This window comes from Aquimarina rhodophyticola (assembly GCF_042434915.1).
Classification (GTDB): domain Bacteria; phylum Bacteroidota; class Bacteroidia; order Flavobacteriales; family Flavobacteriaceae; genus Aquimarina.
Genome location: NZ_CP170198.1, coordinates 2,501,056 through 2,527,561, shown reverse-complemented (window position 1 = coordinate 2,527,561; position 26,506 = coordinate 2,501,056). Strand labels below are relative to the sequence as shown.

The 26,506-nt window shown below is 33.5% G+C and carries 20 protein-coding genes and 2 tRNA genes; 6 read left to right on the top strand and 16 right to left on the bottom strand.

The features are described 5' to 3' along the window. From ACE939_RS10965 to ACE939_RS10915, 11 genes are all read right to left on the bottom strand, one after another. Complete coding sequence (locus ACE939_RS10965; RefSeq protein WP_378185621.1) at positions 1-906, bottom strand: tail fiber protein; 906 nt, start codon at positions 904-906, stop codon at positions 1-3. Between the two features lies 1 nt (position 907). Next, the gene (locus tag ACE939_RS10960) at positions 908-1,603 is read right to left on the bottom strand and encodes a hypothetical protein (protein WP_378185620.1); all 696 of its coding nucleotides are present in this window, start codon (positions 1,601-1,603) and stop codon (positions 908-910) included. 162 nt (positions 1,604-1,765) lie between these two features. Then, on the bottom strand, positions 1,766-2,284 hold the full coding sequence (locus ACE939_RS10955) for a hypothetical protein (RefSeq protein ID WP_378185619.1): 519 nt from the start codon (positions 2,282-2,284) through the stop codon (positions 1,766-1,768). Further along, the gene (locus ACE939_RS10950; protein ID WP_378185618.1) at positions 2,268-3,485 is read right to left on the bottom strand and encodes a hypothetical protein; all 1,218 of its coding nucleotides are present in this window, start codon (positions 3,483-3,485) and stop codon (positions 2,268-2,270) included. The genes ACE939_RS10955 and ACE939_RS10950 overlap by 17 nt, the downstream gene beginning before the upstream one ends. Beyond that, the gene (locus ACE939_RS10945; RefSeq protein ID WP_378185617.1) at positions 3,485-5,680 is read right to left on the bottom strand and encodes a type II secretion system protein GspD; all 2,196 of its coding nucleotides are present in this window, start codon (positions 5,678-5,680) and stop codon (positions 3,485-3,487) included. Before ACE939_RS10945 ends, ACE939_RS10950 begins: the two co-directional genes overlap by 1 nt. 31 nt (positions 5,681-5,711) lie before the next feature. Continuing rightward, complete coding sequence (locus tag ACE939_RS10940) at positions 5,712-7,130, bottom strand: GspE/PulE family protein (protein WP_378185616.1); 1,419 nt, start codon at positions 7,128-7,130, stop codon at positions 5,712-5,714. A 467-nt stretch (positions 7,131-7,597) separates the two neighbouring features. Then, entirely contained in the window at positions 7,598-8,005 is a 408-nt protein-coding gene (locus ACE939_RS10935) for a prepilin-type N-terminal cleavage/methylation domain-containing protein (protein ID WP_378185615.1), read from the bottom strand. 149 nt (positions 8,006-8,154) lie between these two features. Beyond that, the gene (locus ACE939_RS10930) at positions 8,155-9,609 is read right to left on the bottom strand and encodes a pyridoxal phosphate-dependent decarboxylase family protein (protein WP_378185614.1); all 1,455 of its coding nucleotides are present in this window, start codon (positions 9,607-9,609) and stop codon (positions 8,155-8,157) included. 152 nt (positions 9,610-9,761) lie between these two features. Further along, complete coding sequence (locus ACE939_RS10925; protein ID WP_378185613.1) at positions 9,762-10,196, bottom strand: hypothetical protein; 435 nt, start codon at positions 10,194-10,196, stop codon at positions 9,762-9,764. A 445-nt stretch (positions 10,197-10,641) separates the two neighbouring features. Then, positions 10,642-13,284 carry an AsmA-like C-terminal region-containing protein gene (locus ACE939_RS10920; protein WP_378185612.1) on the bottom strand — a complete coding sequence of 881 codons (2,643 nt, stop codon included), beginning with the start codon at positions 13,282-13,284 and terminating at the stop codon, positions 10,642-10,644. Positions 13,285-13,429: 145 nt separating this feature from the next. Then, on the bottom strand, positions 13,430-14,149 hold the full coding sequence (locus ACE939_RS10915) for a queuosine precursor transporter (protein WP_378185611.1): 720 nt from the start codon (positions 14,147-14,149) through the stop codon (positions 13,430-13,432). Between the two features lie 195 nt (positions 14,150-14,344). Here ACE939_RS10915 and folK point away from each other — a divergent pair, with 195 nt between their 5' ends. After that, positions 14,345-15,472, top strand: coding sequence for a 2-amino-4-hydroxy-6-hydroxymethyldihydropteridine diphosphokinase (gene folK / locus ACE939_RS10910; protein WP_378185610.1), 1,128 nt, complete (start codon positions 14,345-14,347; stop codon positions 15,470-15,472). Here the strand turns inward: folK and ACE939_RS10905 are convergent. Next, positions 15,469-16,782, bottom strand: coding sequence for a dipeptidase (locus ACE939_RS10905; protein WP_378185609.1), 1,314 nt, complete (start codon positions 16,780-16,782; stop codon positions 15,469-15,471). The genes folK and ACE939_RS10905 overlap by 4 nt on opposite strands. Before the next feature lie 21 nt (positions 16,783-16,803). Then, positions 16,804-17,346 carry an RNA methyltransferase gene (locus tag ACE939_RS10900; RefSeq protein ID WP_378185608.1) on the bottom strand — a complete coding sequence of 181 codons (543 nt, stop codon included), beginning with the start codon at positions 17,344-17,346 and terminating at the stop codon, positions 16,804-16,806. Positions 17,347-17,568: 222 nt separating this feature from the next. Here ACE939_RS10900 and mutS point away from each other — a divergent pair, with 222 nt between their 5' ends. The 3 genes from mutS (at position 17,569) to ACE939_RS10885 (ending at position 20,431) form a co-directional block, all read left to right on the top strand. Next, the gene (gene mutS / locus ACE939_RS10895; RefSeq protein ID WP_378188439.1) at positions 17,569-20,160 is read left to right on the top strand and encodes a DNA mismatch repair protein MutS; all 2,592 of its coding nucleotides are present in this window, start codon (positions 17,569-17,571) and stop codon (positions 20,158-20,160) included. 96 nt (positions 20,161-20,256) lie between these two features. Continuing rightward, positions 20,257-20,328 (top strand) — tRNA-Gly (locus ACE939_RS10890). 17 nt (positions 20,329-20,345) lie between these two features. Further along, positions 20,346-20,431: transfer RNA gene (locus ACE939_RS10885), tRNA-Leu, on the top strand. Between the two features lie 322 nt (positions 20,432-20,753). On the opposite strand, the gene ACE939_RS10880 is transcribed toward ACE939_RS10885, so the two are convergent. The 3 genes from ACE939_RS10880 to ACE939_RS10870 all read right to left on the bottom strand — a co-directional run bounded on the left by ACE939_RS10880 (position 20,754) and on the right by ACE939_RS10870 (position 24,151). Beyond that, positions 20,754-21,170, bottom strand: a complete 417-nt coding sequence (locus ACE939_RS10880) for a response regulator (RefSeq protein ID WP_378185607.1) — start codon at positions 21,168-21,170, stop codon at positions 20,754-20,756. Positions 21,171-21,341: 171 nt separating this feature from the next. Continuing rightward, entirely contained in the window at positions 21,342-22,550 is a 1,209-nt protein-coding gene (locus ACE939_RS10875) for an ATP-binding protein (RefSeq protein WP_378185606.1), read from the bottom strand. A 134-nt stretch (positions 22,551-22,684) separates the two neighbouring features. Beyond that, on the bottom strand, positions 22,685-24,151 hold the full coding sequence (locus ACE939_RS10870) for an aldehyde dehydrogenase family protein (protein WP_378185605.1): 1,467 nt from the start codon (positions 24,149-24,151) through the stop codon (positions 22,685-22,687). A gap of 462 nt (positions 24,152-24,613) precedes the next feature. Between ACE939_RS10870 and ACE939_RS10865 the strand changes: the two genes are divergently transcribed. Together ACE939_RS10865 and ACE939_RS10860 are read left to right on the top strand one after the other, a co-directional pair. Beyond that, positions 24,614-25,735, top strand: a complete 1,122-nt coding sequence (locus tag ACE939_RS10865; protein WP_378185604.1) for a pentapeptide repeat-containing protein — start codon at positions 24,614-24,616, stop codon at positions 25,733-25,735. 163 nt (positions 25,736-25,898) lie between these two features. Then, entirely contained in the window at positions 25,899-26,474 is a 576-nt protein-coding gene (locus ACE939_RS10860; RefSeq protein WP_378185603.1) for a nitroreductase, read from the top strand. Positions 26,475-26,506 lie beyond the last annotated feature (32 nt).

Sequence of the window (26,506 nt, the reverse complement as noted above, 5' to 3'; positions counted from 1 at the left end):
TTAAACTTTTTTAGAATTACTTATTAGTTTTTGAAGTTCTTGTTCCAGCTTCTGGATTTTTTTATTTTGAGCCGTGTTAAGGTCTTTTTCTTTTATCAATTCTTGTATCGCTTTTTCCTGTTCAATAGTATACAACGTAAGTTCCTCAATTTTTTCTAAGAGTTTAAGATTCATTTCCTTCAATTTAACCCCTTCTTTTTCCATTATCGCAGCTGATGGGATATTAGGTAAATGTCCATTAACCTGAATATAGCTGTCTACTTCGTCAAGTGTTTTAAGTTGATAGTCTTTTAAAAAGACATAATCTGGTGCTACAGCACCTGCGAGATCTACTTTTACCTCTTGTGCATGAATGTTCCCTTTTACAGTGAGCTTTGCGTCGGGAGCCCTAGTGCCTATACCTACGTTGCCTTGTGAATTAATAGTTAATAAAGTACCATTAGCATTTCCAAAGAGATATCCTCTTATACGCGAGCTATTTGTAAAATTTACCCCATCATCATTAACACCGATATTTAAATTATATCCACTTGTATTACTTCCTGTCAGGAGTCTAAGGTTTTGGGAGCCTTTTTTTATATCTACCTTTCCTTGAGGATTAGTAGTTCCTATCCCCACGTTACCGCCATTAGAGGGAAACATAATAATATTTCCTTGTCCGGTGTAAAAGGTTAAATCTCTATCATTATAAGTGAAAATAGAGAAGTCATTCCCATTCCCATAATAGGCGTCATTATTATTCCACATAAAACCAGCCTTATAATCTTGAGATGTTCCAAATCGTATAAAAGAATAAGGATTACCGTTGCCAAAAGTAGGATTTAGGTATTCTGCATTTACAGTTTGTGCTAATGAAGAAAATGAAATCGATAATAAAAGGCAGAATAAAGTAATTATGTTTTGCATACTAGGGTTTATTAGTTAAATGTAATAGTTGCTGTTCTAAATGCAAGATTCTTTTATCTTGGGAAATTAGGTAAAGAGTTAGTTCCTCAATTTTTTCTAAGAGCTTAAGATTCATTTCCTTCAATTTAACCCCTTCTTTTTCCATTATCGCAGCTGATGGGATATTAGGTAGATGTCCGTTAACCTGAATATAGTTGTCTACTTCATCAAGGGTTTTAAGTTGATAGTCCTTTAAAAAGACATAATCTGGTGCTACAGCACCCGAAAGATCTACTTTTACTTCTTGAGCATGGATATGACCTTTGACCGTAAGTTTAGCATCTGGAGTGTTAGTGCCTATACCTACAGTACCGTTACGTTTTATGATCATCATGTCATTCGCCCCAGTTTCAGATATAGTTCTGAATCTTGCTATATCCCCATATCTCGATCCAAAAAATAGTGTGCCACTTCCATATATTTCATTGGGATCCATCATCAAGGAATTTGCTCCATCTGAAATGGTAAAAAGACTATTGGAAGGGTTCCAGGTACCGGCAAGTGTATTGGTGTGATTTATTTGTAGTTTGGCACTAGGATTGTCTGTTCCAATTCCTACATTGCCTGTAGCCGGAAAATGGTTCGTGGTAACCTGTTGAGAAAAGGATAGGAAATAAAAGCCCCATACAATGCAGGTTAGGTACATTGTTTTGATCATGATTCAAGAGTTTAGATTGGTCTTCTATAGATGGGGTTCAAAAGAGGACGCGACAAATGTATTAATTTTTGTTAATATTCCTTAAACTTTAGTTAAAAATAAAATACACCAAATATGTTTTTTTTCTGTTTTAAAAGTTATTTTAATGCAGCAATACCATAATCAATTGATTTTTTGCAATAGTATTTTACAGTGTAAAGAAGATTTATTGGTACGATAATCTTTTATTTTGGTAAAATTTATATGAGCTATATTCCCAAATGAATAGCTCTGTTCTAGCAGGTACACAACTTGTATAAGTGAACTGTAATCACCTTCTAATGTAAAATTATATGTGGTAGTTACTTCTTTGGTTTCAGTGTCTTGGTGGCTGTGAGGTTCTTCAAATTTTTGAATGTTAAATTTGATATCTTTGGATATATAATTGAGTGTCTTGAGCAAGCTGTTTTGTATAGCGTGTTCATCAATGTTATTCGTAGTAAGAATACTATTTAGTTCCTGTTCCTTCTTTTTAAGCGTCGTATATTTTACGTTACTCTCTTGTGCTAGTTGAAGGTCATTATTCAACATTTTGTTGTCTGTGTATAACGCAACAGTATTGCTAATAGCAAACTGATAGGCTAGCACATAGGCTAGCAACAGCCCAAGTATGAGTAATATTATTTTATTTTGCGCTATCATTTGTATGTAGACTTATATTAATTTCAAAATCAGACCTGTTATTTTTGACTTGACCATATGAAACTATGGTTATGAAATCGATAAACGAGCACTCATCAATCGTAGTGAGCCAATCTGAAAAATCTTGTTTATCGATAGATTCTCCTTTGATGTTGATGCGATGCCGATCAATGCGAATTGGTTTTTGAGCGTTGATATTTTTGGATATAGGTTGATAACTAAAGTCCGTTAACGTAATGCTAGTAGGGAGGTCTACAAGAACTTGATTAATATAAAATGAAGACTTAGAAAACCCTGAAGCTATAATGCTGTTGACAATAGCTTCTTTTGAAGCGATTAAGTCTTGATATTCTTTAAGTTCTTCGGTTTGATCTTTGTGAGTCTCAAGCTCTATAAGAAGCTTTTGTTTCTCCTTGTATTCCGCATTGAAGGCAATGAAATTAACAAAAAGTAGGAGTAGCAACATACCTATACCACCGTAAGCTATTTTTTTGAATAATTTAGCTTTTTTGTACTGCGTATCTAGTTCAAGATTTAGGAAGTTTAAGTTTCCTGAGAGTACAGTAGACGAAAATTTACCTAGAACCGTTGCTAGTGCTAGAATATGTTGACTTGAAACTATGTTGTTGTCGATTCTATATTCAATATTATCTTCGTAATCAGAGTTCTCTAAACTTTGAAGTTTATTATGTTCATCAAAAGATGCAAGATAGTTAGAGCTTCGTACAGGATTTAAATCTGTGTAGGCAGGTAAGGTATGTACGTTTAGTCCACCAAGTGAGAGCTGACTAATTCTGACGTTATGCGCTTGATATTGCGTTATTAATTCATTGATATATTGTTTTCTACATAAGGTGATAAACGCTTTGTTTGTAGTTTTTAATATTTCATAATAAAAAGCATCCAAGTTAAGATTGGGATAACCTTGCGATACAATCACCTGATTATCATTATCTGCAGTTTCTATCTCTTTTGTGAGAACATGCGTATTAGTAATCAACAAATGAACGCCTGCTTTATGAGTGATTATCGAAGAAAGTTCTGAAATAGTTTCGGCGCTATAGGAGGCGTCAATCAGTATTTCGTTATTTCTAATCTTAAACGATGTAGCAATGATGTGTACTTGACCATTCTTTTCCGAATGTTCTATGACTCCTAGTGTTGGATTATGTAATAGATTCTTGTAGTTAAAATTAGACATTAGTAAAAAACAGTAGGTTTTATAATTATATTTAATTTTTTACGTGAATCCTCTCGCTTTCTTTTACTAAAAATCCATTTTAGAATAGGAATTCTCGATAAGAGAGGAACGCCTGTACCTGAATCATTTTTGACTTTTTGTTCGATACCTCCTAGAATAGCAACATCATTGGCTCGCATTCGCATAATTGATGAGAAACTTCGGCTATTAATATCTGGAGGAGCATCCTCGGCAATCCTGTTTCCACTAAAACTGGATTGAATTACTTGGATATCCAAAGTGATCTGTCCGTCACCTGCAACATAGGGTTTAAATTCTAGAGCTAACTCTGCATTGATAGGTTGGTAATTGATTGTTTGTGAAGTTTGTGGAATTTGTGAGCCAAAGAAATTTTGATTAGTAACAGCGTAGTAAGTCGTCTGCCCGCTGGATAAAAATGCTTTATGACCATTGAGTGTACTAAGTTTAGGAGTTGAAAGAATTTTTACATTCCCATTAGATTCCATAGCTTTAATATCCATATAAAAATTAGGCACTACATTTCCTAAATTGAGTGAGCCAAAGCCATCGAAGCCTCCAATGATACGATTTATGGTTTGGGCGCCGAGAGTTATAGAAGCATCAGGATAGGTAACACCTTCCGTAACGGTAGATTCTTTTCCAATACCAAATTCGACACCGGTTTCTACGGTAGCACTACGATTCACCTCCAATATCATGACCTCTATAAGTATGAGGGGTATTGGTGTATCTATATATTTGACAAAATCTCTAAATTTTTTAACTTTTAAACCAGAACCGCTGACAATAAAGCTGTTCAATTCGGTATCGATTTTTATTTCGAGGCCCTCTGTAATAGAACTAGGAAATAATGAGGTGATAGCATTTTGTGATGTATTGGATTGGGAGTTTTGATTATAATTTCTAGTGTTTATAGTAGAAAAATTATTTTGACCCGCAATATTGTCGTTAGAGGTACCATAAAAATTAGTTCCTCCAGTTATAAAATTTTGACTATTAAAATTATTGCCTACTCCACTAGACGAATTGGCATCCCCTAGCATTTCTATAGAGCGATGCATCATATGGACACGTTCTATAGTTCTAATACTCAATTGATCTTTAGTTCCAAAGTAGTACGTATTTCCCTTTTTCTTAAATGTAAAGTTTTCTTGAGTATTAGCTGTGGGGTTTGATATATTATTAAGTTGTCCAATATCACTTCTGTTATTTTGAGAGTTAATAGGAGTCTTATTTCTTACTGCTTTTTCAAATATTTCTACTAAAAGATCGTCAAAGTGAATACGTTCTGTTTTATAGGTAAGTTTACCAGCATGTTCTAAAGGCGTAGCAATAAAGATATTTAAATCAAGTTCTTCAGAAAAGGCATAAATGATATCCGATATCATAACATCCTTTACGTCGATTGATACTATTTTATTGTTACTATCAACAATAGTAAATGGAACAGAGTTATTTTGATCACGTTTTGATGCAATGAATTTTTTAAAAGCTGAGTTTTTCAGGTTTTTATCGAGTTTAATGAATTCAAAAAATCCATTTTCAGAAATAATTACTTCCATCTCATTTGTTTCGGCTAACTTTTTTAAAGCGAGATCAACCGGAGTATCTGTTAAGTAGATTGAAAGGTTCTTGTTCCCTAATTCAGGTTCAAAAAGTAGGTTTTTACCAGTCAACTGATTGATTTTCCGAAACACCTTTGGAAGCGGGTCATTGGTAAGGTCCAAAGATATGCTATTGGTAGCTACTTCATAGCTTACCCCAATCTCTTTGACTACTGGCGTAGCTATAGGAGGTATATATTTTTTTATGGAAATAATAGTGCCTGTAAAATCAAATTGTAAAGTATGCTCTTTAGCCAGAAAAAGTAGAAGTTCATGAACAGTAACATCACGAAATCCATTGATAACTGTGATCGAGCTAAGATTTTTAGAAAGATTCATGTTAATCTTGTGAACTTGTGAGATCGCTTTAAGAAAATTAGTGAGAGAGGTGTTTGAGATGGTTACGTTTACTTTTTCAGTCAGACCAGGAACATCGAGAAACAATGCTTGCAAATTATTATCAATTATTGCTATTCTATCTTGATTTGAAGAACTTAGATTGCCAACCTGGCCATTTAAAGGTATTGTAATAAAGAGGAGTAAATATATATAGAGTTTATAATTGTTCATGTGCTAAATGTACTATTTTTAGTGTTATGGTTTAAGAGTTTCCAATAATCGAATATACTTCGTCTATAGATGTTTCTCCTTTTATAATAAGTTCGAATGCAGTATCTTTTAATGTTTTTATTTTCTTTTTAATTAAGTAATCATCAATATCAACAGGGTTTAAAATGATAAGGTGCGCAAGTTCTTTGGTGACAGGGAGTACTTCATAAATAGCCTTTCTTCCAGTATATCCCGTTTGATAGCATTTGTTACATCCTTTTGCAATAAAATGCTTTGTTAGATTGTGTGGTATACTTGTATTAGGAGGTAATTCACTTTTATTTAGACTTATTTCTTCCTTACAACTTTCACATAATATTCTTACTAAACGTTGCGCAACACTTGCTATTAAGGTACTTGATATTAAAAACTCTGGAACCTTCATGTCTATCAATCGGGATATTGTAGCCCATGCAGAATTTGTATGAATGGTTGATAAAACTAAGTGGCCGGTCAAAGCCGCTTTTATAGCCATATCAGCTGTTTTATTATCCCTAATCTCTCCTACCATTATGATGTCAGGATCTTGTCTCAAAAAAGTTCTAAGTGCGGCAGGAAAATCAAAACCAATGTCTTCTCGTAATTGTACCTGATTAATACCTTGAAGCGTATATTCAATAGGGTCTTCTATGGTTAGTATATTTGTGATTTCTTTGTTAAGTTCTTTTAGACTAGCATATAATGTTGTTGTTTTTCCAGATCCTGTAGGGCCTGAAATCAAAATTACTCCTTGTGATTTTTTTATAGATTCTCGATAGTGAATCAATTGATCATCAAAAAAACCGAGTTCATCTAACCGAACTTCTTTAGTATTTTTATTCAATAAACGCAGTACAACCTTTTCTCCATACAATGTTGGCATCGTTGATACACGAATATCAAAGTCATAGCCGTTTTTTTTAAATGAAATTCGACCATCCTGTGCTAATCTTTTTTGGGAGATATCAAGACCAGCCTGTATTTTAATCTTGTTGATTAGTTGAGGGTACTCTTCCTTTTTGATTATAAATTGTTCTTTAAGTTTTCCATCTAGTCTAAACCGTACCCTAGATGTCTCTTGATAGGGCTCTAAATGAATGTCACTACTTCCAAATTCTTTAGCAGTGCTAATAAGTTGTTCTAAAAAGTTATCTTTAAAATTTAGATGTTGATTTATAGTACTCTTTACTTCTCGATAATTAGTAGATAAATAGGTTTGAATAATTTCTTCTCTTTCTTTCAACAGAAGAACATTACAATTTAAAATTATTGATAATTCTGTTTTTAGTTGGAGTAAATTATCGGCATCAGTTTTAAAATGAATAATGCCCTTATTGTTTGCTATAGGAACAATTCTATAATGAAAAGCTTGTCCAGAAGTGATAAGCTGTTTTAAGTGCGCCGAAATTTTATAGGGATCCGTGTCAATCATATTAAATAAAGATTTACCAGATTATATTTCCAATTTACTATAAATATTAATAGTATGAAAAGTGACATTAGTCCAGCTAATGGAATTGATTGATTGTTTGAAAGTAGAATCCCCGTAAATAATGAAAATAATGTAGAAAACACAAATAGAACTATAAAAGTGACTGAAGGGAAACCAAAAGCAAATGCTACGAAATACAGTAAATCCCCAATACCGAAAACTTCTTTAAAAAAATTACGACGTATTTTTAATTGGGAATAAAAATACATGCATAGTACAATTAATCCTATAATTGTGATGTTGAGTAATACTGAGACTATAAAATTGTACAAGGATGAATACCTCAAATGTAGATTGGTAAGTAATAAAGCTAAACATGGAAATAAAAACCAATAAACTAATTTAGATTTTATATCTTGATAACATATGAATGCTAGATTGGCTATTATAAGTCCTTCAAGCATTGGTTAGTCTTTAACGATTTGTTTGGGGTCACCACTTTCATCAATTTCCCAAATATTAAATATGCCATCTCCGTCAAAATCAACTATAGCAACTGCTCTAACTTTGAAATTAGATATTGAAGCCTCTATTATTTGGTATGTATAGTTTGCAGTTCCTCCATCTTTGACTGTGCGAGGAGCTTCATAATCAATTTCTGTTAGGCTATTAGAATATTTTGAATGTAAATAGCGATATTGTGTTTGCATATTACTAATAGTTTTAAGCTGTATTTTTGCCTCTTGAGCTTTGGTCTGAGCTATTAAAGGAAGAAAATTAGGAAGAGCGATTAATAATAAAATGCCTATCAAGGCAAGAACAAGTAACATTTCTTGCAAATTAAAAGCGTTTAATTTGTGTTTTTTTAACAACATGAGTTTCGAAACTAAGATTTTAAGATTAAACGAAGCAATCTATTTTTAAGCCACTGTTTTTTTTGAATAAAACGAAAATTGAAAAGATTATAAAATTTTTTAAATATAGGAAAACATTTCAATAAGTTAAATTAATGTTATACTATTTATTACTTCAAGGCAAGTATTTCTTTTTCCCCAAATTTCTCACATAAGGCTAGCGTATCGGTAATATCTCTAAGCTGGGTACGAGGATTGATTAAGCACATACGCAAAACAATCTGTCCTAATAAAACAGTTGTAACTAATAGGGCTTCACCAGAGTCTACTACTTGTCTTGATATATTTTGATTGATAAGGTCAAGTTCTTTTTCGTTTAAATTATGACCCAATGGATGATATCTAAAATTGATGATTCCTATAGTTGCAGGAGAAACAACTTCCCAGAAAGCGCTTTTGCGAAGTATTTTTTCTACGGAATTGGCTAGGTTAATGTTATATGTAATTGCTGTTTTGAAAGCGTCAAGACCAAACGTTTTAAGACTCATATAAAACTTAAGCGCTCTAAAACGCCGGGTTAATTGGATGCCATGATCATAAAAATTAATTTCTGATTCATTACCCTCAACATCTCTAAGATACTCTGGTTTTTCACTAAAAGTACCGCTTAACCAATGATGATTTTTCACGAGTAGGCATCCCATTTCATAGGGTTGAAAAAACCATTTATGTGGATCGACAGTTAACGAATCAGCGCGCTCGATACCTTTTAGCATAGATTTTCCAGAATCTGATAGTATAGCTGCGCCACCATAGGCTCCATCTACATGCATCCATAACGATTCTTCTTCACAGATCGAAGCGATAGCATCTAATGGATCTATAGTACCTGTGTTTGTAGTACCAGCAGATGCGATAATACAGAAAGGTTGCAGCCCTTCAAGGCGATCACGGGCAATTGCATTTTTGAGTTTATTGAGTGAAAGTTTAAATTCGAGATCGGTAGGAATAATACGAATCTGTTCTTTTTTGAAGCCTATTACTTTTATCGCTTTAATGTTGGATGAGTGGGCTTGATCAGACAAGTAAATAACTGCTTTAGAAAAATCATTCTTACACTTAATACGTCTTGCTGTTACTAAGGCTGTAAGATTCGCCATGGATCCTCCGCTAGTAAAAATTCCGCCACCTTGTTTGGTAGGAAAATCAAAGATTTCTAACAACCAGTTCATCGTTACAATCTCTAACTCAGCAGCAGCAGGTGAAGCTGCCCAACCTCCCGAGAAAATATTGAAGCCCGTAGCAAGGGTATCTGCCATAACACTTACATAATTACTGGGACCAGGAACAAAAGAAAATGATTTAGGATGAGACACTATATTACTATTGGGAATAATATCTCGCATCACAAAATCAAGCACTTTATCTGGTTGCGATGGTGCGGTAGGAATGCTCTCTGTGAGTAATGCATCCATCTCCACTCTAGAGGCTTGAGTGACAGGGTTTTTATCATTTTGCTTATCAAAATGTGCTACGATATGATCTATAACTTTATAACCATACGCACGCATAGCGTCACTTGATAATTCTAAGGTATTGTTTAAATCACTGAGATTTTTCTGCATAGCATTCAAATTTGCGATGCAAAATTACTACAATAGGATAGATTGTACTTGGATAATTGACCAGAATTTTGGTAAAAAGCAGTAAACCATATTTGATGCTAAGAAAAAGAGAGGCCGTCGCCTCTCTTAACTCAACATGTAGGATCTAAAAACTAGAAGTTACCCTTAACTCCAATCTTCATTTTTTTGATCACTTCTTCAATATGCAATACATTGGTAATAGTCGTATAATCAATAACCGAATAAGTTGGAAATCGTTCTGCTATTTGTTTTGCTTTTAAAGCATTTTTATTTTCAAAAACTCGAAAATATTTTGAATTATGCTGGTCTAGTGAAACCTTATTTTTCATCGCATCCATGACAGTTTCCTTATAAATTTGTGGAGTAAACGGTAGTTTTGTAAGTAGCTCGGTAATCCTAAAAGTATAGAATTCAATCAATAGTTTTTTTCTTACTGTTTCTAAAGAATCAATCTTATGAAGAGAATGTGCTTCCTTTTGTACAGATAGTATTGCCTGTGATTTTGTTTGAGCAACAATAGGAAGTATACTGCATAGTAACAAAAATGTAAAACAATAATACCTCATAGTAGTGTTATAATGTATATGGTTATGCAATTAAAATATTTCAAGTAAAGGGCAAAAAAAGTAATAAGGCTGTTATTGCATAACCATATGCTATGTATGTTACATCAGTCTATTAATCTTGTAAGATATAATACAGCCAAAAGAAATTTGATAACGATCGTAAAATATCACATTAATTGAATGTGCAAATTACAAAGCTTTTATGAATTCTAGCTACGCTTTTACCTCAAATTTTATACGTTAATCGGTATACTTAGTTTTTTTTATAGAAAATAAGTAGTTTTTTTCTTACTTTTTATAACGGAGTTTAAGAATATATTTTTGTAAAACTTATGAAAAAAATGCCATCCAAAAAATAAGCGCTTCTCTACTTGAGAAACGCTTATTTTTACATTTTAATACTGCTGGCGTGACAGAATTATGACAAAGTCCAGTTTTTGTTATATTAATTTTTACCAGAGTCTTTCTTCTTCTTTTTATTTAAAAAACCTCCTAAGATATCCTTGGCGGCTTCCTTAACTTTGTCCTCTGCTTTTACTGGAGTTACTGCAGCAGTGTCTTTTTTTGGAGTATTGCTCCCTAATATATTAGATAGCACATCTTTTCCTTTGGATACAATTTTATCTTTGGCTTTTTCTTTTTGTTTTGCTACAATTTGTTGTGTTAATTGCTTTACTGCAGCTTTAGTGTCGAGGTTAATCATAGGGTTATCAAAGTTACCGCTAATCCCAATAGGTACCGCTACGGTCATATTGGACAGATCTTCTTCATTTAATTTGCTTAAGGTACTCCCTAAATCATCTCCTAAATATTTTGCAGGTAAATCTAGCGATACAGCATAATTCATCTCATTGGTAAAGCTATGGTTTCCTTGTGCAGTGATTTTTATTCCTTTTACTTCAAAATCAAAAGGTTTTACATTTATTTTACCATCATCAAAGCTAAGTGCAGTTTTAATATCCTTTAGATCCAAGTTGTCTAAGTCAATAAAATCCAAAGCGCCATCTAGTTTAGATAATAATTTTGTTTCACTACTGTTCACTTTGGCATTCAAAATTTCGGCGAGTGCGTTTCCTTTAAGTGTATTTAATTGTGGTGTTAGGTCCGAAGTTAAATTTCCATTAAGTTCTAAGTCAGTAGAAAGTAACCCGGTAAGCGCTTTAGCAATAGGGGCAAGGCTTCTTAATAACTCCATGCCTTTAAAAGATTCTGCGATATCAATTTTATCTAGATTAAGCTTCATGCCAAAAGAGGGTGTTTCAGATTTTGTAGAAACGTTTCCATCTAATGCTATGATGCCATCAAATAAACTTGATGTGACTTTTTCTAAAGAAGCTGTTTCATCCTTTATTCTTATAACACCTTTTGCATTTTTCAAGCTCAAATTATCATAAACTATTGTCGATGCTGCAAAGCCTAAGCGAGCATCGAGGAAGGATGGTATTTTAAACTCTGAAGAAGATGGTGTGCCTGTTTTTTCCTCTTTATTAGATGTATCAGTAGCTGTAGGTTCTGCTTGCGTCATAAAATCGTTCACATAAAGTGTATTTGATTGTACATCAAAGTCACCCTTTAATTGTTGATTGGTAAATAAAAAACCAAGTAGATTATTTATGGTGCCTGTTGCTTTTACATCTGATTTTCCTGTGGTTAAATTTAATTTATCCAAGGTTATTGTACCAGGTTTAAAGTTTATCTGCGCTTCATCTATCTGGATTGTATTTGGAAATTCGACAGCAGTGTATTCAAAATTTTGAAGTGTTGCCTGTCCATTAGTTTTTATTTTTTCATAATCTTCTTTTTCCAAAGATTGCAAATCAAAGTTTGTAGCAACGTTAGCTTTTATAAAACCTTGTAATTTTTCTTCAAGTTGAATGGGATAAGCTTGACTCAAATTTGCAAGATTTAAGGTGCCATTTACTGCCATGTCTACCAACATATTTTTAGTGATATTTTTGAAATTACCCTTTGCAGCAAAAACATCATTATCAATGGTAAAGGTAAGTTGATCTAAGTCAATGTAGGTGTCATCTACCATGCCTGTAGTATTAATCAAGCTAGTATTAAGATTAATGTTTTTTACGCTCTTTGGTAAGTCGGGGTATTTAAACGAAGCGTTATTTGAGGATATTTTTACATTCAGTGTAGGAATTTGTGTATCGTTTACAATCCCTTTAACCTTACCATCTACTGTAAAATCACCAGTTGTTGTGATCCCGTCTAGATTCTTGGCATATGTTTGTGGAATCACGGCTAGAAAATTTCTAAAATCTGAGTTGGGTGTTTTAAATTTGATATCGATTTCGGTATCATTTTCGTGCATTTCGATAAAACCATCAAAAGTTAGTGGCAGTTGATTGATGTAACCAGTATTTTCTTTGAATGTATAGCGCTGCTGTTCCAAATCTATTGCAACTACTGCGTTTAAGGACAAGTTGTTATTTGTTAAATACTCTATCCCATCTAGACCCATTGATATTCTAGAATTAGCTTCCAAAGTGACCTCTGACTGTTGTTGTGAGATATCTCCCTTGCCACTAATTGTTAAGCTATCAAGAACAATAAGGGTTTTTGAAACTTGGTCATTATACACAAAACTACTGTTATTGATTTCTAAATCTTGCAAATTAAAAACGAAAGGTTCTCCTTGATCTTCTTGTGATGTTGGTGTTGGAGAAGTTTTGTCTTTTTTTGCGATGTCATAATTAAATCTACCTAGAGAATCAACTTTAATGTTGATGAGCGCTTCATTTATTTTTATTTGATTAATAGCTATGGGTTCTGAAGCATTTTTAAATAATTCTTTTACTGACATTTCTAAGCTTAGTTTTTTTGTAAAAACTAAGGTGTCACCAGCAAATGGCTCGGCTGTAATTATTGAAAGTTCATCTACAATGACAGAGGCTTGTGGAAAACTGCGAAAAAGATTAACACTTATGTCTTTAAAATCAACGGTAGCATTAACTTCTTTATTGATAGCGTATCTAACTTTGTCTTTGATTGTATTTTTGAATAGGAATGGAATCGAAATCAAAGCAATAATAATTAGTGCAATAATAATTCCTATTATCTTGAGGGCTTTTTTCATTTTGTATTATTATTAATAGTCTAGAATTTAAAATGCTACACTGTTGGTTAACTTAAAAATATGATATGCATATAAACCTATTAAAAGTATATATTTTAACAAAGTAACGATTTATTAAAAAAACAACACATTTAAATTTGGTTAACTATTTGTTAGAATTGATTGTAAGACTTATTTCTTCCCCTTCAGAAAGCCTAAATTTTCTTCTTAGCACATAAACACCTAGATATAGTAGAGGCGTGTCTATAAGTGCAATTAGAATTTTAAACAGAAAACCACTAAGCAGCAGTGAGCCAAATAAACTCCAGTCGATTTTACCAAAACTGCAAAGTAATAACAACACAGTTACGGTGTCGACGAATTGAGATAAAAAAGTTGAAAAGTTATTTCGAAGCCATAAATGTTTACCTTTTGTTAGACGTTTCCAGAAATGAAAAATTTGGATATCTATATATTGTGCAAGTAAGTAAGCCATCATTGATGCAAAAACAGCAATAGCTGTTGCGCCAAAGACACGCTCAAATAATTCATTATCAATAGGAGACCACAAAGTTGCTGGTACGGAAGCGGCAACTACTACAATAGCCAATGAAAAGAAGGATGCAAAAATACCTGCAGTAACCACTTGATTAGCTTTCTTTTTACCATAAACTTCGCTTATCAAATCCGTTATCAAAAAAGTTACTGGATATGGTAGAATTCCTACCGATATTTCAAAAGTAAACCAACCAAAAAAATCCCAATAAAAAAATTTTTGAAAAATTAGATTGGAGACAACCAATGACGCAATAAATAAAGCACTAAATATTAGGTAAATGTGATACGCTTTGAAAACGTTACTGGGTGACAAAGAAGATGATTGCAATGTTTTATTTTTAAGAATTATTGCAAATATACTTAGTTGCGTATTAGATATTGAAATAAAAAAATGTGTTATTCAAATCGTTAAATAGATAAAACTTATGTTTTTGAGCTAATCAAGGATAAAGAGTATAGAGCTTCTTTAAAATGATAATGGTTTCCTTACTTTTGCAATCATAATTTTTTTTCAATAGTTATTTTGAACACACCATACACGATTTATATTTCATTAGGGAGTAATAAAGGTAATAAGCTTGCATATTTACAGCAAGCAATTGATGAAATATTTGAGCGAATTGGTTCTGTTGTAGCTATTTCCAAAGTGTATCAGACACCTGCTTGGGGTTTTGAGAGTCATGATTTTTACAATACTTGTATCCAAGTCTCTACACTCATGACAACACCCCATGTTTTGGAGCAATTAATATATATAGAACACCTATTAGGGCGCGATCGTGATACTACTCTAGGGTATACGGCTAGAACCATCGATCTGGATATTATTTTGTCTAGTGAGGGTGTGTTCACTTCAAAACATTTGGAAGTGCCCCATCCAAGAATGCAAGACCGTAAATTTGTATTAGTTCCGTTAGAAGAAATTGCGGCCTCTGCAGTGCACCCTATTTTAAAACAAGAAGTAACTCAACTTTTAAACAAAACATTAGATACATCTGAGATATTAGCTATAGGTAGTAAGTTAAAGTTTCCGCAGGCTAAGTTTAATTTAGCTTCGTTACAATATCTTACTATTGAGGGTAATATTGGAGCGGGTAAAACGAGTCTGTCAAATCAAATAGCAGCCGAATTCAATGCTAAGCTAGTGTTGGAACGCTTTGCAGACAATCCTTTTTTGCCTAAATTTTATGAGGATATGGAGCGCTATGCATTTCCATTAGAAATGTCTTTTTTGGCTGATCGTTATCAAAGACTTCAAGATGATATTGGACAATTAGATCTGTTCAAGGATTTTGTAGTAAGTGATTATGATATTTTTAAATCATTAATTTTTGCCAAAGTAACTTTACAGCCAGAAGAATACTCGTTGTACAAAAAGGTTTTTGATATTATGTATTCAAATTTACCTAAACCTGGTCTCTATCTTTATTTATACCAAAATACTGAAAGATTACTTGAGAATATCAAAAAAAGAGGGCGAGCTTATGAAAAAGACATCGCTCCCGATTATCTTGAAAAAATAAATAGAGGATATTTTGATTTTATAAAATCTCAAAAAGATCGTAATGTCCAAATCATCGATATCTCTGATCGTGATTTTGTAACTAAACGATCGGATTATGTTTGGATCTTAAATCAAATTAAACATTAAGCCGCACTTTTTGCTTGTATATTCTTAGCTACCTGTTGTACCTCGTCCAGCACTCGTAACAAATTACCGCTCCATAATTTTTCAATTTGTGTTTCAGTATAACCTCTTTTCACAAGCTCTAATGTTATATTAAATGTTTCTGAAGCATCGCTCCAACCTTCAATACCACCCCCACCATCAAAATCCGAGCTTATGCCCACATGCTCGATTCCCATTTGTTTAACTAAGTAATCAATATGATTTACATAGTCAACTACATCAACACGTGGTGGAAGGTTTTTAAGGGTGTTCATTTTATGTTTCTGTATAGGGCGTACTTTTTCTAAAAATTTAAAATATGCTTCTTTTTCTTCTTGTGATAAGACTGCTATTTCTTTACGATCTAACCAAGTGCCACCTAGTGAATCAGCAATTTCTTTTGCAATTTCTTTTTCTTTAGCTATTCGCAGATCAGATTTTTCAGTATTCAAATAGGTGCGAAATGCTACGGTTTGAACCACGCCACCATTTTTTTTCATCCATTGTAATTGTTCATCATCAAGATTACGGCTGTGACCACAAAGTGCTCTAGCCGAGGAATGGGATGCAATAATTGGTGCTTTGGTGAGTTCAATCATTTGCTTCATCGCTTCTTTTGATGGATGCGATACATCGATCATCATCCCAACACGATTCATCTCCACAATAACTTCTTTACCCAACTCACTTAAACCATTATGTAACCAAATGCTGTCATTCTCTCCTGTGTTAGAATCGGATAGTTGACTGTGCCCTTGATGTGATAGTGACATATAACGACCTCCTAAATCATAAAACCTTTGTACGTTTTTGACATCAGTTCCTACGGGATATCCGTTTTCAATTCCTATCATGGCTACTTTTTTACCTTTTTTATGAATCTCACGTACTTGATCCGAGCTAACTGCTAGTTCGATATCATTGGCTGCAATATCATCAACAAGTCTATGAATTGCTTCAAATTTTGAAATTGCATTTTTGTAAGCCTTTTCATAACCTGCGGGTGTTAGACTATCTTGACCTGTGTATACAATAAACCAGGCTACATCTAGTCCACCAGATTTCATTTTGGGTAACGTAACTTGGGTATCCAGATCTTGTGTGTAATTTTTTGTGATAGTAAAATTATCAACATTGATATCACAATGTGTATCCAATGTGATAACTCTGTCATGAATTGCTTTTGCCTTTAGATATATGGGGTCTTCGTTTGTAGTAGGTGTGGTGTTTTTTTCTTGTTTGCACGAAATGAAAATTAAAAGTGAACAAACTAAAAGCGTGTACTTAGACATAGTATTTATTAAAAAAGGTTGTTAAGAAAGCTTAAACTTACAAAACAAATCCCATAAAACAACTCCAGCACTTACAGAAATATTTAAGGAATGCTTACTGCCAAATTGAGGAATTTCAATGACAGCATCACTTAAATCAACAACGCTTTGTTGTACACCCTTAACTTCGTTGCCAAAAATTACGGCATATTTTTGATCAGTTTCTATCATAAACTCATTAAGCATAATGGACTGCTCGGCTTGTTCAATAGCCAGAAGTTTAATATTTTTTTCTTGCAATTCTTTTAGTAATGCTACAGTGTCTTCTTTGTGTTCCCAAGCTACCGTATCTGTAGCCCCCAAGGCAGTTTTTTGAATATCCTTATGAGGAGGAGTAGCTGTAATTCCGCACAAGTATATTTTTTCAATAATAAAAGCATCGGCTGTTCTAAAGACCGAACCAATATTATTAAGACTTCTAATGTTATCTAAAATAATTATTAGAGGTGTCTTAGCTGCTTTTTTGAATTCTTCAACAGTTTTACGATCTAGCTCACTGTTTTTTAATTTTCTGTTCATCTTCATATTGCAAAAATAAAGGAACGATCTTATATAGCAATAACAAAGTAGCGCAGAGTCCAATATCTCTAAAGGAATTCAAACGTTTAAAAGGCTGATATTTGTGAATAAAATAGTATAACTCTCAAGGTCTTAATTTTTAAAAAGAGCACAAATTACCTACTTTAGCCACATTCCTAAAATGATATTCTGTTGGCTGTAAAAAAAGAAAAAAAAGTAACTCCATTGATGAAACAGTACAATGCAATTAAGGCAAAATATCCTGATGCATTGTTATTGTTTAGAGTAGGCGATTTTTATGAAACTTTTGGAGAGGATGCTATCAAGTCTGCAAGCATTCTCAACATTGTATTAACCAAAAGAGGAAATGGAAGTGAAACAGAAACAGCGTTGGCAGGATTTCCTCATCATTCCTTAAATACTTATCTGCCAAAACTTGTGAAAGCAGGAGAACGTGTTGCAATTTGTGATCAGTTAGAAGACCCTAAGCAGACTAAAACAATTGTTAAACGCGGGGTTACTGAGTTAGTAACACCTGGGGTGGCTTTAAATGATGAGGTACTTAATAGCAAGACAAATAATTTCTTGTGTGCAGTACATTATGGTAAAAAAATGATGGGTATTTCATTTTTGGATGTCTCTACTGGTGAGTTTCTTACCGCTCAAGGAGATGTAACGTATATTGATAAATTAATCCAAAATTTTAACCCAAGCGAGGTATTAGTAGCTAAGACTAATAAGAAAGGGTTTATTGATGACTTTGGAGATGATTATCATGCTTTTTTTTTGGAAGATTGGGTGTTCAAAACTGATTATACTTATGAAACTCTTAATGCCCATTTTAAAACAACCTCTCTCAAGGGTTTTGGGGTAGATCACCTAACCGAAGGTAGAATTGCTTCTGGGGTTATATTACATTATCTAAGCGAGACTCAGCATCACAACATTCAACATATAACGTCTCTACAACGTATTGCAGAGGAGCGTTACATTTGGATGGATCGATTTACGATTCGTAATCTCGAATTGTATCATTCTACAGCAGTGAATGCAGTAACCTTGTTGGATGTCATTGATAAAACTATTTCTCCTATGGGAGGTCGTGTTTTAAAACGTTGGTTAGCATTACCGTTAAAAGATAGTAAGGCAATCTACAAAAGGCAAGAAGTAGTTGCCTATCTTAAATCTATTCCCGAAGAAAAGCAAAAACTAGCGCTTCAATTAAAGCGTATTGGTGATATCGAGCGATTAATATCCAAAGTAGCTACAGGTAAAGTTTGTCCTAGGGAGGTAGTGCAACTTAAAAATTCTTTAGAAGCAATTGCACCTATAAAAATTTTAGCATCAAAAAGTAAGAACGAATCTCTTAGGAAAATAGGAGAGCAGTTGCATGACTGTGAGCTGCTACGAACAAAAATAAAGAGTACTCTTAATGAAGAGGCACCCGTAAACATTCTAAAAGGTAATACGATAGCTAGTAACGTTCTTGAAGAACTTGACGCGTTGAGAGCGATAGCATATTCTGGTAAAGATTATTTAGACAAAATGTTAGCTCGCGAATCTGAATCTACGGGTATTACATCACTTAAAATAGCTTCTAATAACGTGTTTGGATACTACATAGAAGTACGTAATACTCATCGAGATAAAGTTCCAGATTCTTGGATTCGTAAACAAACCTTGGTCAATGCAGAGCGATATATTACTGAAGAATTAAAAGAATACGAAGAGAAAATATTAGGGGCAGAGGAGAAAATACTTCATCTAGAACAACAATTATTTGATGAATTAGTTATCTGGTTGGCAGATTATATACAGCCCATACAGCGTAATGCAGCATTGATCGGAGAGCTAGATTGTTTAGCTTCGTTTGCGCAATTGGCTCAAGAAAATAACTATTGTAGACCCGTGTTGGACGAATCCTATCAGTTATCAATTACAAATGGGCGACATCCTGTTATAGAAAAACAGTTGCCCGTGGGAGAGGCTTATATAGCAAATGATGTTTTGTTGGATAATGAAAGACAGCAGATGATCATGATAACTGGACCAAATATGAGTGGAAAATCTGCAATTCTACGACAAACAGCGCTTATCGTATTGCTAGCTCAAATGGGGAGTTTTGTTCCAGCAGAAGCAGCCCACCTTGGTATCGTAGATAAAATTTTTACTAGAGTAGGAGCTAGTGACAACATCTCGATGGGGGAGTCTACTTTTATGGTAGAAATGAATGAGACTGCTAGTATTTTGAATAATATTTCAGAACGAAGCCTGGTATTGTTAGATGAGATCGGAAGAGGAACAAGTACATATGATGGGATTTCAATAGCTTGGGCGATTAGCGAATTTCTACATGAACACCCCGCTCGACCTAAAACGTTATTTGCAACCCATTATCACGAGCTCAATGAAATGTGTGAAACATTTGAGAGAATTAAAAATTACAATGTCTCTGTCAAAGAACTTAAGGATAATGTTTTGTTCTTAAGAAAATTAGTTCCTGGTGGTAGTGAGCACAGTTTTGGTATACATGTAGCAAAAATGGCGGGTATGCCACAACAGGTATTACATAGGGCAAACAAAATGCTTAAAAAGCTAGAAAAGTCTCATAGTAGCGAAGAGCTTACAGGTAAGATTAAGCACCTACAAGAAGAAGAAAAAGTACAGTTGAGCTTTTTTAATTTGGATGATCCGTTATTGGAGCAAATTAAGGAGGAAATTATAGATCTTGATATAGATATTCTAACCCCTGTGGAAGCCTTGATGAAATTAAATGAGATTAAACGTATGTTAACCAGTAAGAAAGCCTCCAAGGTGTAATTTTTTTTATTCTTTTTTGCCAAAAAGCTTTGTCGTTTATAGAAATGTTTTAAATTTGCATCCGCAATCAGGTATTGCGACGTTCTTTAAAAAACTGCGAAAGTAGCTCAGGGGTAGAGCATCACCTTGCCAAGGTGAGGGTCGCGGGTTCAAATCCCGTCTTTCGCTCTGAGAAAATATACCATGCTGAAGTGGTGGAATTGGTAGACACGTTGGACTTAAAATCCAATGGGCTGTAAGGCCCGTGCGGGTTCAAGTCCCGCCTTCAGTACTTAACCCTCTCGGTCGTTGATCGGGAGGGTTTTTTGTTTTATCGATTTTAGTATCTCTATATGTTTCAAAACTTTTAAATTATATTTATAGCATGGATTAGCTTTAGGATCATGAGTAGCGTTAATAAGAGATAATACTACTCGATATACTTTTAGTTCGATTCTTGGCAAAGCATATGTATGCTTCTTATTTTACAAAGTATCGACTTGCCCTGTTTCTATCTATTTAATAGATGCACTATACCTAACAAATAAAATTTATGTACTGCAGAGGTGTTTAGTTAGAATAAAGTTGGTGTGTATTATCACTAGACTTTATATTTAGGACTTTAATCTAAGAAGACGTTGTCGATTTAATATTGTATTTAGCTTTTCTTGTGATAATGGCTTTTTTACCCATGCTACGATAAATTCAAATTGGAGCCTGCGTCTATAGAACCAAGTCTCAGCAGTTGTGGATAAAATGATTACCTTGACATTGAGTGCGTATTTAAGGCGTAACCGTTTTAGGTTAATAAGTAACTCCCATCCATCCATCGATGGCATATGAATTTCTAAAAACAATACACTTAAATTTTGTTGAAAATTAGCATGGTATTTTTCAAGATATGAAACCACTTCCATACAGCTATTAAATTTATGAATTCTCCCAAAAGACCCATATTTCAATAGCAAGTATTGATTTAAAAAATTTGTTGTTCTATCGTTGTCAATCAAAAAGGTGTGCTCAATCTGCATTTTAAAAACTATTTTAGTAATCTCAAAGCTCTTAATTACCAACTCATTAAAAGTTTTTTCGAAGTTTAAAAATTGAGTTTTTCGGTATAAAGTTTTAAAAAACCGATAAGAGGTAGTATTGATTGAAGCTAATCATTAGACTAATACAACTATGTACACAAGTAAGTTGTCCTAATTTTGCTTGGCTACCGTAAAGGTAAAGGTGGTACCAACCCCTATTTTTGAGTCAACATTAATAGTACCATCCAAAGTGTCTACTAGTTTTTTAACTGTCGATAATCCTATCCCGTGACCCTTATTACCGTTCCTATCTAAATGGCCAACGGTTGCAAATAATTCAAATACAGATGCTATCTGATCAGATTCAATTCCAATCCCATTATCCCGAACACTAAATTCATAATAATCCTCTAATATCGAAGCGTTGATAAAAATCTGAATTGGGTTTTTATCATTGTACTTTAGGCTATTCCCAATGAGATTAAGAAAAATTTGCTCTAATGCGATTTTATTACAGGTAGCTTCTATGTTGAGGTCAGGTAGATGCACTTCGCAATCGTACTTGATATGTAGTAATTCTACAAGATTTTCTAAAAGCGTATTGACATCGAATGATTCAACATTATTTTTATTGTAAGCAGTACTTTCGTAATGATCTAAAATATTAGATATATAATCACTAAGTGACAATGCAGATTTTTTGATATATGATAGGTAGTTAAAACCAGTAATATCTAAAACAGGCTCATATTTTTTTAATAAAAGATCTGATGTTAAAATCATATTTGCAAGAGGCATTTTCATGTCATGCGATGCGATCCCAGCAAAATCTTTTAATAAATTATTGTGTGTTTCTAATGCGAGTTTTGTTTGCTCAAGTTCACTATTTACTTTTCTTAGTTCGAATAATTTCTCTACTTGTATGGCTAGATTTTTAAGAGCCTTTTCTTGTTCTTGCGAAAGAGTGTTAGGCTTATCATCAATGACACATAATGTACCTAAGGCATGTCCTTGTTTGTCAATTAAAGGCACGCCTGCATAAAAAATAACAGGTGTTTTTGAAAGCGTTAAAGGATTGTCAAAAAAACGTTCGTCTTTTGATGCATCGGGAATTACAAATGTCTTTTTAGGGTCATTAATAGCATGAGCACAAAACGAATGATCTCTTGGGGTTTCAGATAAAGCCATATTTTTTCTGGATTTAAACCATTGCCGTTCTTCATCGATAAGAGAAACTAAGGAGGTATTGGTATTGCAAATAAAAGCTGCTAGTTCGGTAATAGTATCATATTCATTTTCTGGAAGAGTATCTAAAATTTCAAGATTTTTTAATGAAAGAAGACGTCTTTTTTCATCTGCAGTTTTTTTGGGAATTATCATAAGGGTAACATAAAATTAAATGAAATGTGTATGACAAAAGTAAATAATTTTTTGGTCCGTTACCGATTTAGAAAATAACATATTAAAACACTTCTTTGACAATTAGGCAAAGAAGTGTCTTTGTGTTACTACTTTTAAGCAAAAGGGGAGTAATTTCTTTTCTTATGCTGCAGTGTAACCCATTGCAGTCGAGTAAACTCTTCTAATACAAAGTCACCGTTAAAGCGTCCAAGTCCAGAACCTTTTTCACCACCAAAAGGAGCATTTGCCTCATCATTCACAGTTTGATCATTTATATGAATCATGCCAGTCTCTACATTTCTCGCAAATGCAGTTCCTTTTTCTATATTTTTGGTATGTAAAGCTCCGCTAAGTCCAAAGTTTTTTGAATTAGCAATCTTTAAAGCTTCTTCTTCTGTTTTAAAACGGATGATAGGGGCGACAGGTCCAAAAATTTCATTTTCTGCAATGGGCATATCATCGGTAACATGATCCAAGATAGTAGCTTCTAATAGTGCACCTTTTGCGTTTCCACCTAAAAGGACTTTTGCTCCAGCTTTTTTACTAGCTTCGATATCTTTTTGAATGCGTGCAACCTGATCACTGTTTATTAGAGGTCCGATGGTGACTTCTTTATCACTTGGATCTCCAACCTTTAATTTATTAACTTTTTTTGTAAATTTTGAAACAAATTCATCGGCAATCTCTTCATGTATGACAAGTCGATTGATAGACATACAAATTTGTCCTTGATGCATAAATTTTCCGAAAATAGCAGCAGCTACAGCTTCATCTATGTTGGCATCTTTCATTACAATAAAAACATTATTACCTCCAAGTTCTAGTGACACTCTTTTTAGTGCCTCTCCAGCAAGCTTACCAATATTTTTACCTATAGGGGTTGAGCCTGTAAATGAAATAAGTTTTGGGATTGGATGTTGCACAAAGTAATCGCCAATATCAGAACCTTTTCCAATTACTACGTTAAAAACTCCCTTTGGCAATTCGGCCTCTTCCAAAAGTTTGGCAAGTAAGGTTGCGCCAGTAACAGGAGTTTGAGATGCGGGTTTAATAACGACAGTATTTCCTAATGCTATTGCGGGAGCTATAGAACGCATAGAGAGGTGTAAAGGAAAATTCCACGGACTAATTATTCCTATAACGCCCAAAGGTTTGCGGTAAACTCTACTTTCTTTACCAGGAGTTCCAGAATTAAAGATGAATCCATGTGAACGTAAGGGAAAGGACGAGGATTCTTTAATTATATTAATACATGTGTCAAATTCGATGGTGGCTTTTGTAAAGGTGCTTCCTGATTCTTTTATTAACCAATCAATAATTTCATCTTTGCGATTTTGCATACTATGCGTGAGTCTGTGAAGTACCTCAGAACGTTCTTGGGGTAAAGTTTTACTCCAAGTAGTTGAAGCGTTGGCTGCAGCTGAAAATGCTTCGTCTACTTCTGTCTTTGTAGCACCTTTAATTGTATGAATTTTTTCTTCAGAATATGGATTGATATTGTCGATCTTAGAGGTAGTATTCAAACTTTCCTTCCATTCACCATTAATGTACTGTAAATTTAAATTTCTATATGCTTTCATTTTACTCTTTTTTTTAAAGCTACTAAAGGTAAAACGCTTGTTTGCGTGCTTTAACAGAGTTTAACCGACTCTGACTAAAGTTATATTAATGCCTTCTACAAGAAAACATATTATAAGATTGTTTTTAAAAAGTGTGTATTTGAGTTTTTGTGAAGTATTGTTAAGTAGACTGTATTTGAAGATCTCATTTTATACCGAAGCATTTATGATTTAGGAAGAAAATCTAAAATACATTAGTATGGATTTAGGAAAATAAAATGCATGTGGAGATGAGCAAAAGATAGTTTGTTCAAAATTTTATAAGCTATTTACTTGAGACTTAAAAAATAATATAGTATTTATCGATTTTAGTAAAGCGTTTACAACAGATTTTGATTAAAAACTGAGTGTATTTCAAATATCACTTATCTTTATAACGTTATGTAATTTTGCCTATTTAATAAATATTTAAAACTCGATTAAGTGTCTCAAGAAACATATATTAAACAGTTAGAGAATGATAAAAAAATTCTCCAACATAGACTTGAACAGATAGAAACAGAGAAGAAACGTAAAAAACGTTTTGGTTTTTGGTTGCTAAAAAAATCAAGTATTCCGTTTTTAGGAATTCGATTAAAAAAGAGTATTGAAAATGCAATTTTTGAATATAAAAATGCCAAGACATTATCAGTAGATACGGTTGCTAATGTCATATCTAATATCATTTATAGATTTACGCGAATAGGTATTTTTGCTTTGTTTATGACAATAATCCCATCTTTGATTTTAGTTTTTCAAACGGCATTGCTCTACAATCAGAATAAATATATTAATAATCAGACAAGTCTAATTGAAGCAGACAGGCGATCTTCATTAGTGTTTTTGATGGGGGATGTATTGGGAGACTTAAATGAAGAACTTAAGTATAAAGGGTCCAGTGCACGAAATATAAGTAAAACACTTGAAGCTAGGATTGTAAGTCTCTGTATGGCAATGAAGCCTTATCGTTATATTGACGATGGGGTACTTATCAAACAACCTATTAGTCCAGAGCGTGGTCAATTGTTATTTAGTTTATTAAAAAGTGATTTAAGTGCAGAGTCCTCTCAAGATATACTTAACTCGGCAGATTTTCACTACACGGATTTGAAACAGGTTAATTTGGGAAGAGATGCAAGATTGAAATATGCTAGATTAGATTTTTCTGATTTTAGTGCAGCTCAGATGCCAGCTGCTAATTTGGAAAGAGCAGAGCTTAATAATGCCAATTTAAAAGAAATTAATCTCTCAGATGCCATATTAAAAAACACTAAAATGCGTAACACTAATTTGGAAAAGGCCGAATTACTGAGTGCAGATCTAACGCATGCTAATTTGACTAACAGTAATTTAAAAGGAGGGGATTTATCTGAAGCAAAACTATGGGGAACAGTTCTCACCAATGCCAATATGGAGGATGTGATATTGGATGATGTAATAGTTGATCGTGTTGATTGGTTAAGGATACTTTCGGATTCATTACATGTCAAAGGCGCTGATGCTATAAGATCATCTTATAAATTGGTAAAACAAGGTAAGCAACAATATGTGCTACAGCGCAAGTAATCTTACAGTTGGCTTTTTTGAAAGTGATATCAAACAAGTTCGAATAAGGGAAAGCAGCACTTTTTGGAGAAAGATATATTAAACTTTTCATAAGATCGAATTGGAATGCTTACTTTTTTAAATCAAAATGGTAGTTTACCCAATTCTTTAAAATTACAGCAGAATGATATATACTATAGACGAACTTATTCAAAACAGACGCTCAGTTTTTCCTGCTCAATATACTAATAAACCAATTAGTGTTGACTTAATCAATCAAATCTTGACCAACGCAAACTGGGCGCCTTCTCATAAAAAAACTGAACCTTGGCGATTCAAAATTTTTAGAGAAGCAGCAAAGGATAGGTTGGGTGAGTTTTTGTCAGATACCTACACCGATATTACACCAAATGTTAGTTTTTCGCCTTTTAAGCACAAGAAAATTTTAGATAATTGTAAAGCGACTGATACAATTATTGCTATATGTATGCAACGAGACCCAAAAGAAAGAGTTCCCGAATGGGAAGAGATAGCGGCAGTTGCTATGGCAGTTCAAAATATGTGGTTAACGTGTGAAGCAAACAATATTGGATGTTATTGGAGCAGCCCAATTTTAAAGGATTACTTGCAAGATTTGATTGCAATGAAAGATGGAGAACGCTGTCTCGGCTTTTTTTATATGGGACATTACAATACTAACGAAAAAGCAGAGGTGACAAGAAGTGATATTAAACATAAAACTGAATGGATTCGGTTTTAAAACAACAAACCATCCTTAAAAAGGATGGTTTG

Bases quoted from the DNA above. Each gene is read 5' to 3' on its own strand.
- ACE939_RS10965 (WP_378185621.1), bottom strand. From the start codon at position 906: ATGCAAAACATAATTACTTTATTCTGCCTTTTATTATCGATTTCATTT.
- ACE939_RS10960 (WP_378185620.1), bottom strand. From the start codon at position 1,603: ATGATCAAAACAATGTACCTAACCTGCATTGTATGGGGCTTTTATTTC.
- ACE939_RS10955 (WP_378185619.1), bottom strand. From the start codon at position 2,284: ATGATAGCGCAAAATAAAATAATATTACTCATACTTGGGCTGTTGCTA.
- ACE939_RS10950 (WP_378185618.1), bottom strand. From the start codon at position 3,485: ATGTCTAATTTTAACTACAAGAATCTATTACATAATCCAACACTAGGA.
- ACE939_RS10945 (WP_378185617.1), bottom strand. From the start codon at position 5,680: ATGAACAATTATAAACTCTATATATATTTACTCCTCTTTATTACAATA.
- ACE939_RS10940 (WP_378185616.1), bottom strand. From the start codon at position 7,130: ATGATTGACACGGATCCCTATAAAATTTCGGCGCACTTAAAACAGCTT.
- ACE939_RS10935 (WP_378185615.1), bottom strand. From the start codon at position 8,005: ATGTTGTTAAAAAAACACAAATTAAACGCTTTTAATTTGCAAGAAATG.
- ACE939_RS10930 (WP_378185614.1), bottom strand. From the start codon at position 9,609: ATGCAGAAAAATCTCAGTGATTTAAACAATACCTTAGAATTATCAAGT.
- ACE939_RS10925 (WP_378185613.1), bottom strand. From the start codon at position 10,196: ATGAGGTATTATTGTTTTACATTTTTGTTACTATGCAGTATACTTCCT.
- ACE939_RS10920 (WP_378185612.1), bottom strand. From the start codon at position 13,284: ATGAAAAAAGCCCTCAAGATAATAGGAATTATTATTGCACTAATTATT.
- ACE939_RS10905 (WP_378185609.1), bottom strand. From the start codon at position 16,782: ATGTCTAAGTACACGCTTTTAGTTTGTTCACTTTTAATTTTCATTTCG.
- ACE939_RS10900 (WP_378185608.1), bottom strand. From the start codon at position 17,346: ATGAAGATGAACAGAAAATTAAAAAACAGTGAGCTAGATCGTAAAACT.
- mutS (WP_378188439.1), top strand. From the start codon at position 17,569: ATGAAACAGTACAATGCAATTAAGGCAAAATATCCTGATGCATTGTTA.
- ACE939_RS10880 (WP_378185607.1), bottom strand. From the start codon at position 21,170: ATGCAGATTGAGCACACCTTTTTGATTGACAACGATAGAACAACAAAT.
- ACE939_RS10875 (WP_378185606.1), bottom strand. From the start codon at position 22,550: ATGATAATTCCCAAAAAAACTGCAGATGAAAAAAGACGTCTTCTTTCA.
- ACE939_RS10870 (WP_378185605.1), bottom strand. From the start codon at position 24,151: ATGAAAGCATATAGAAATTTAAATTTACAGTACATTAATGGTGAATGG.
- ACE939_RS10860 (WP_378185603.1), top strand. From the start codon at position 25,899: ATGATATATACTATAGACGAACTTATTCAAAACAGACGCTCAGTTTTT.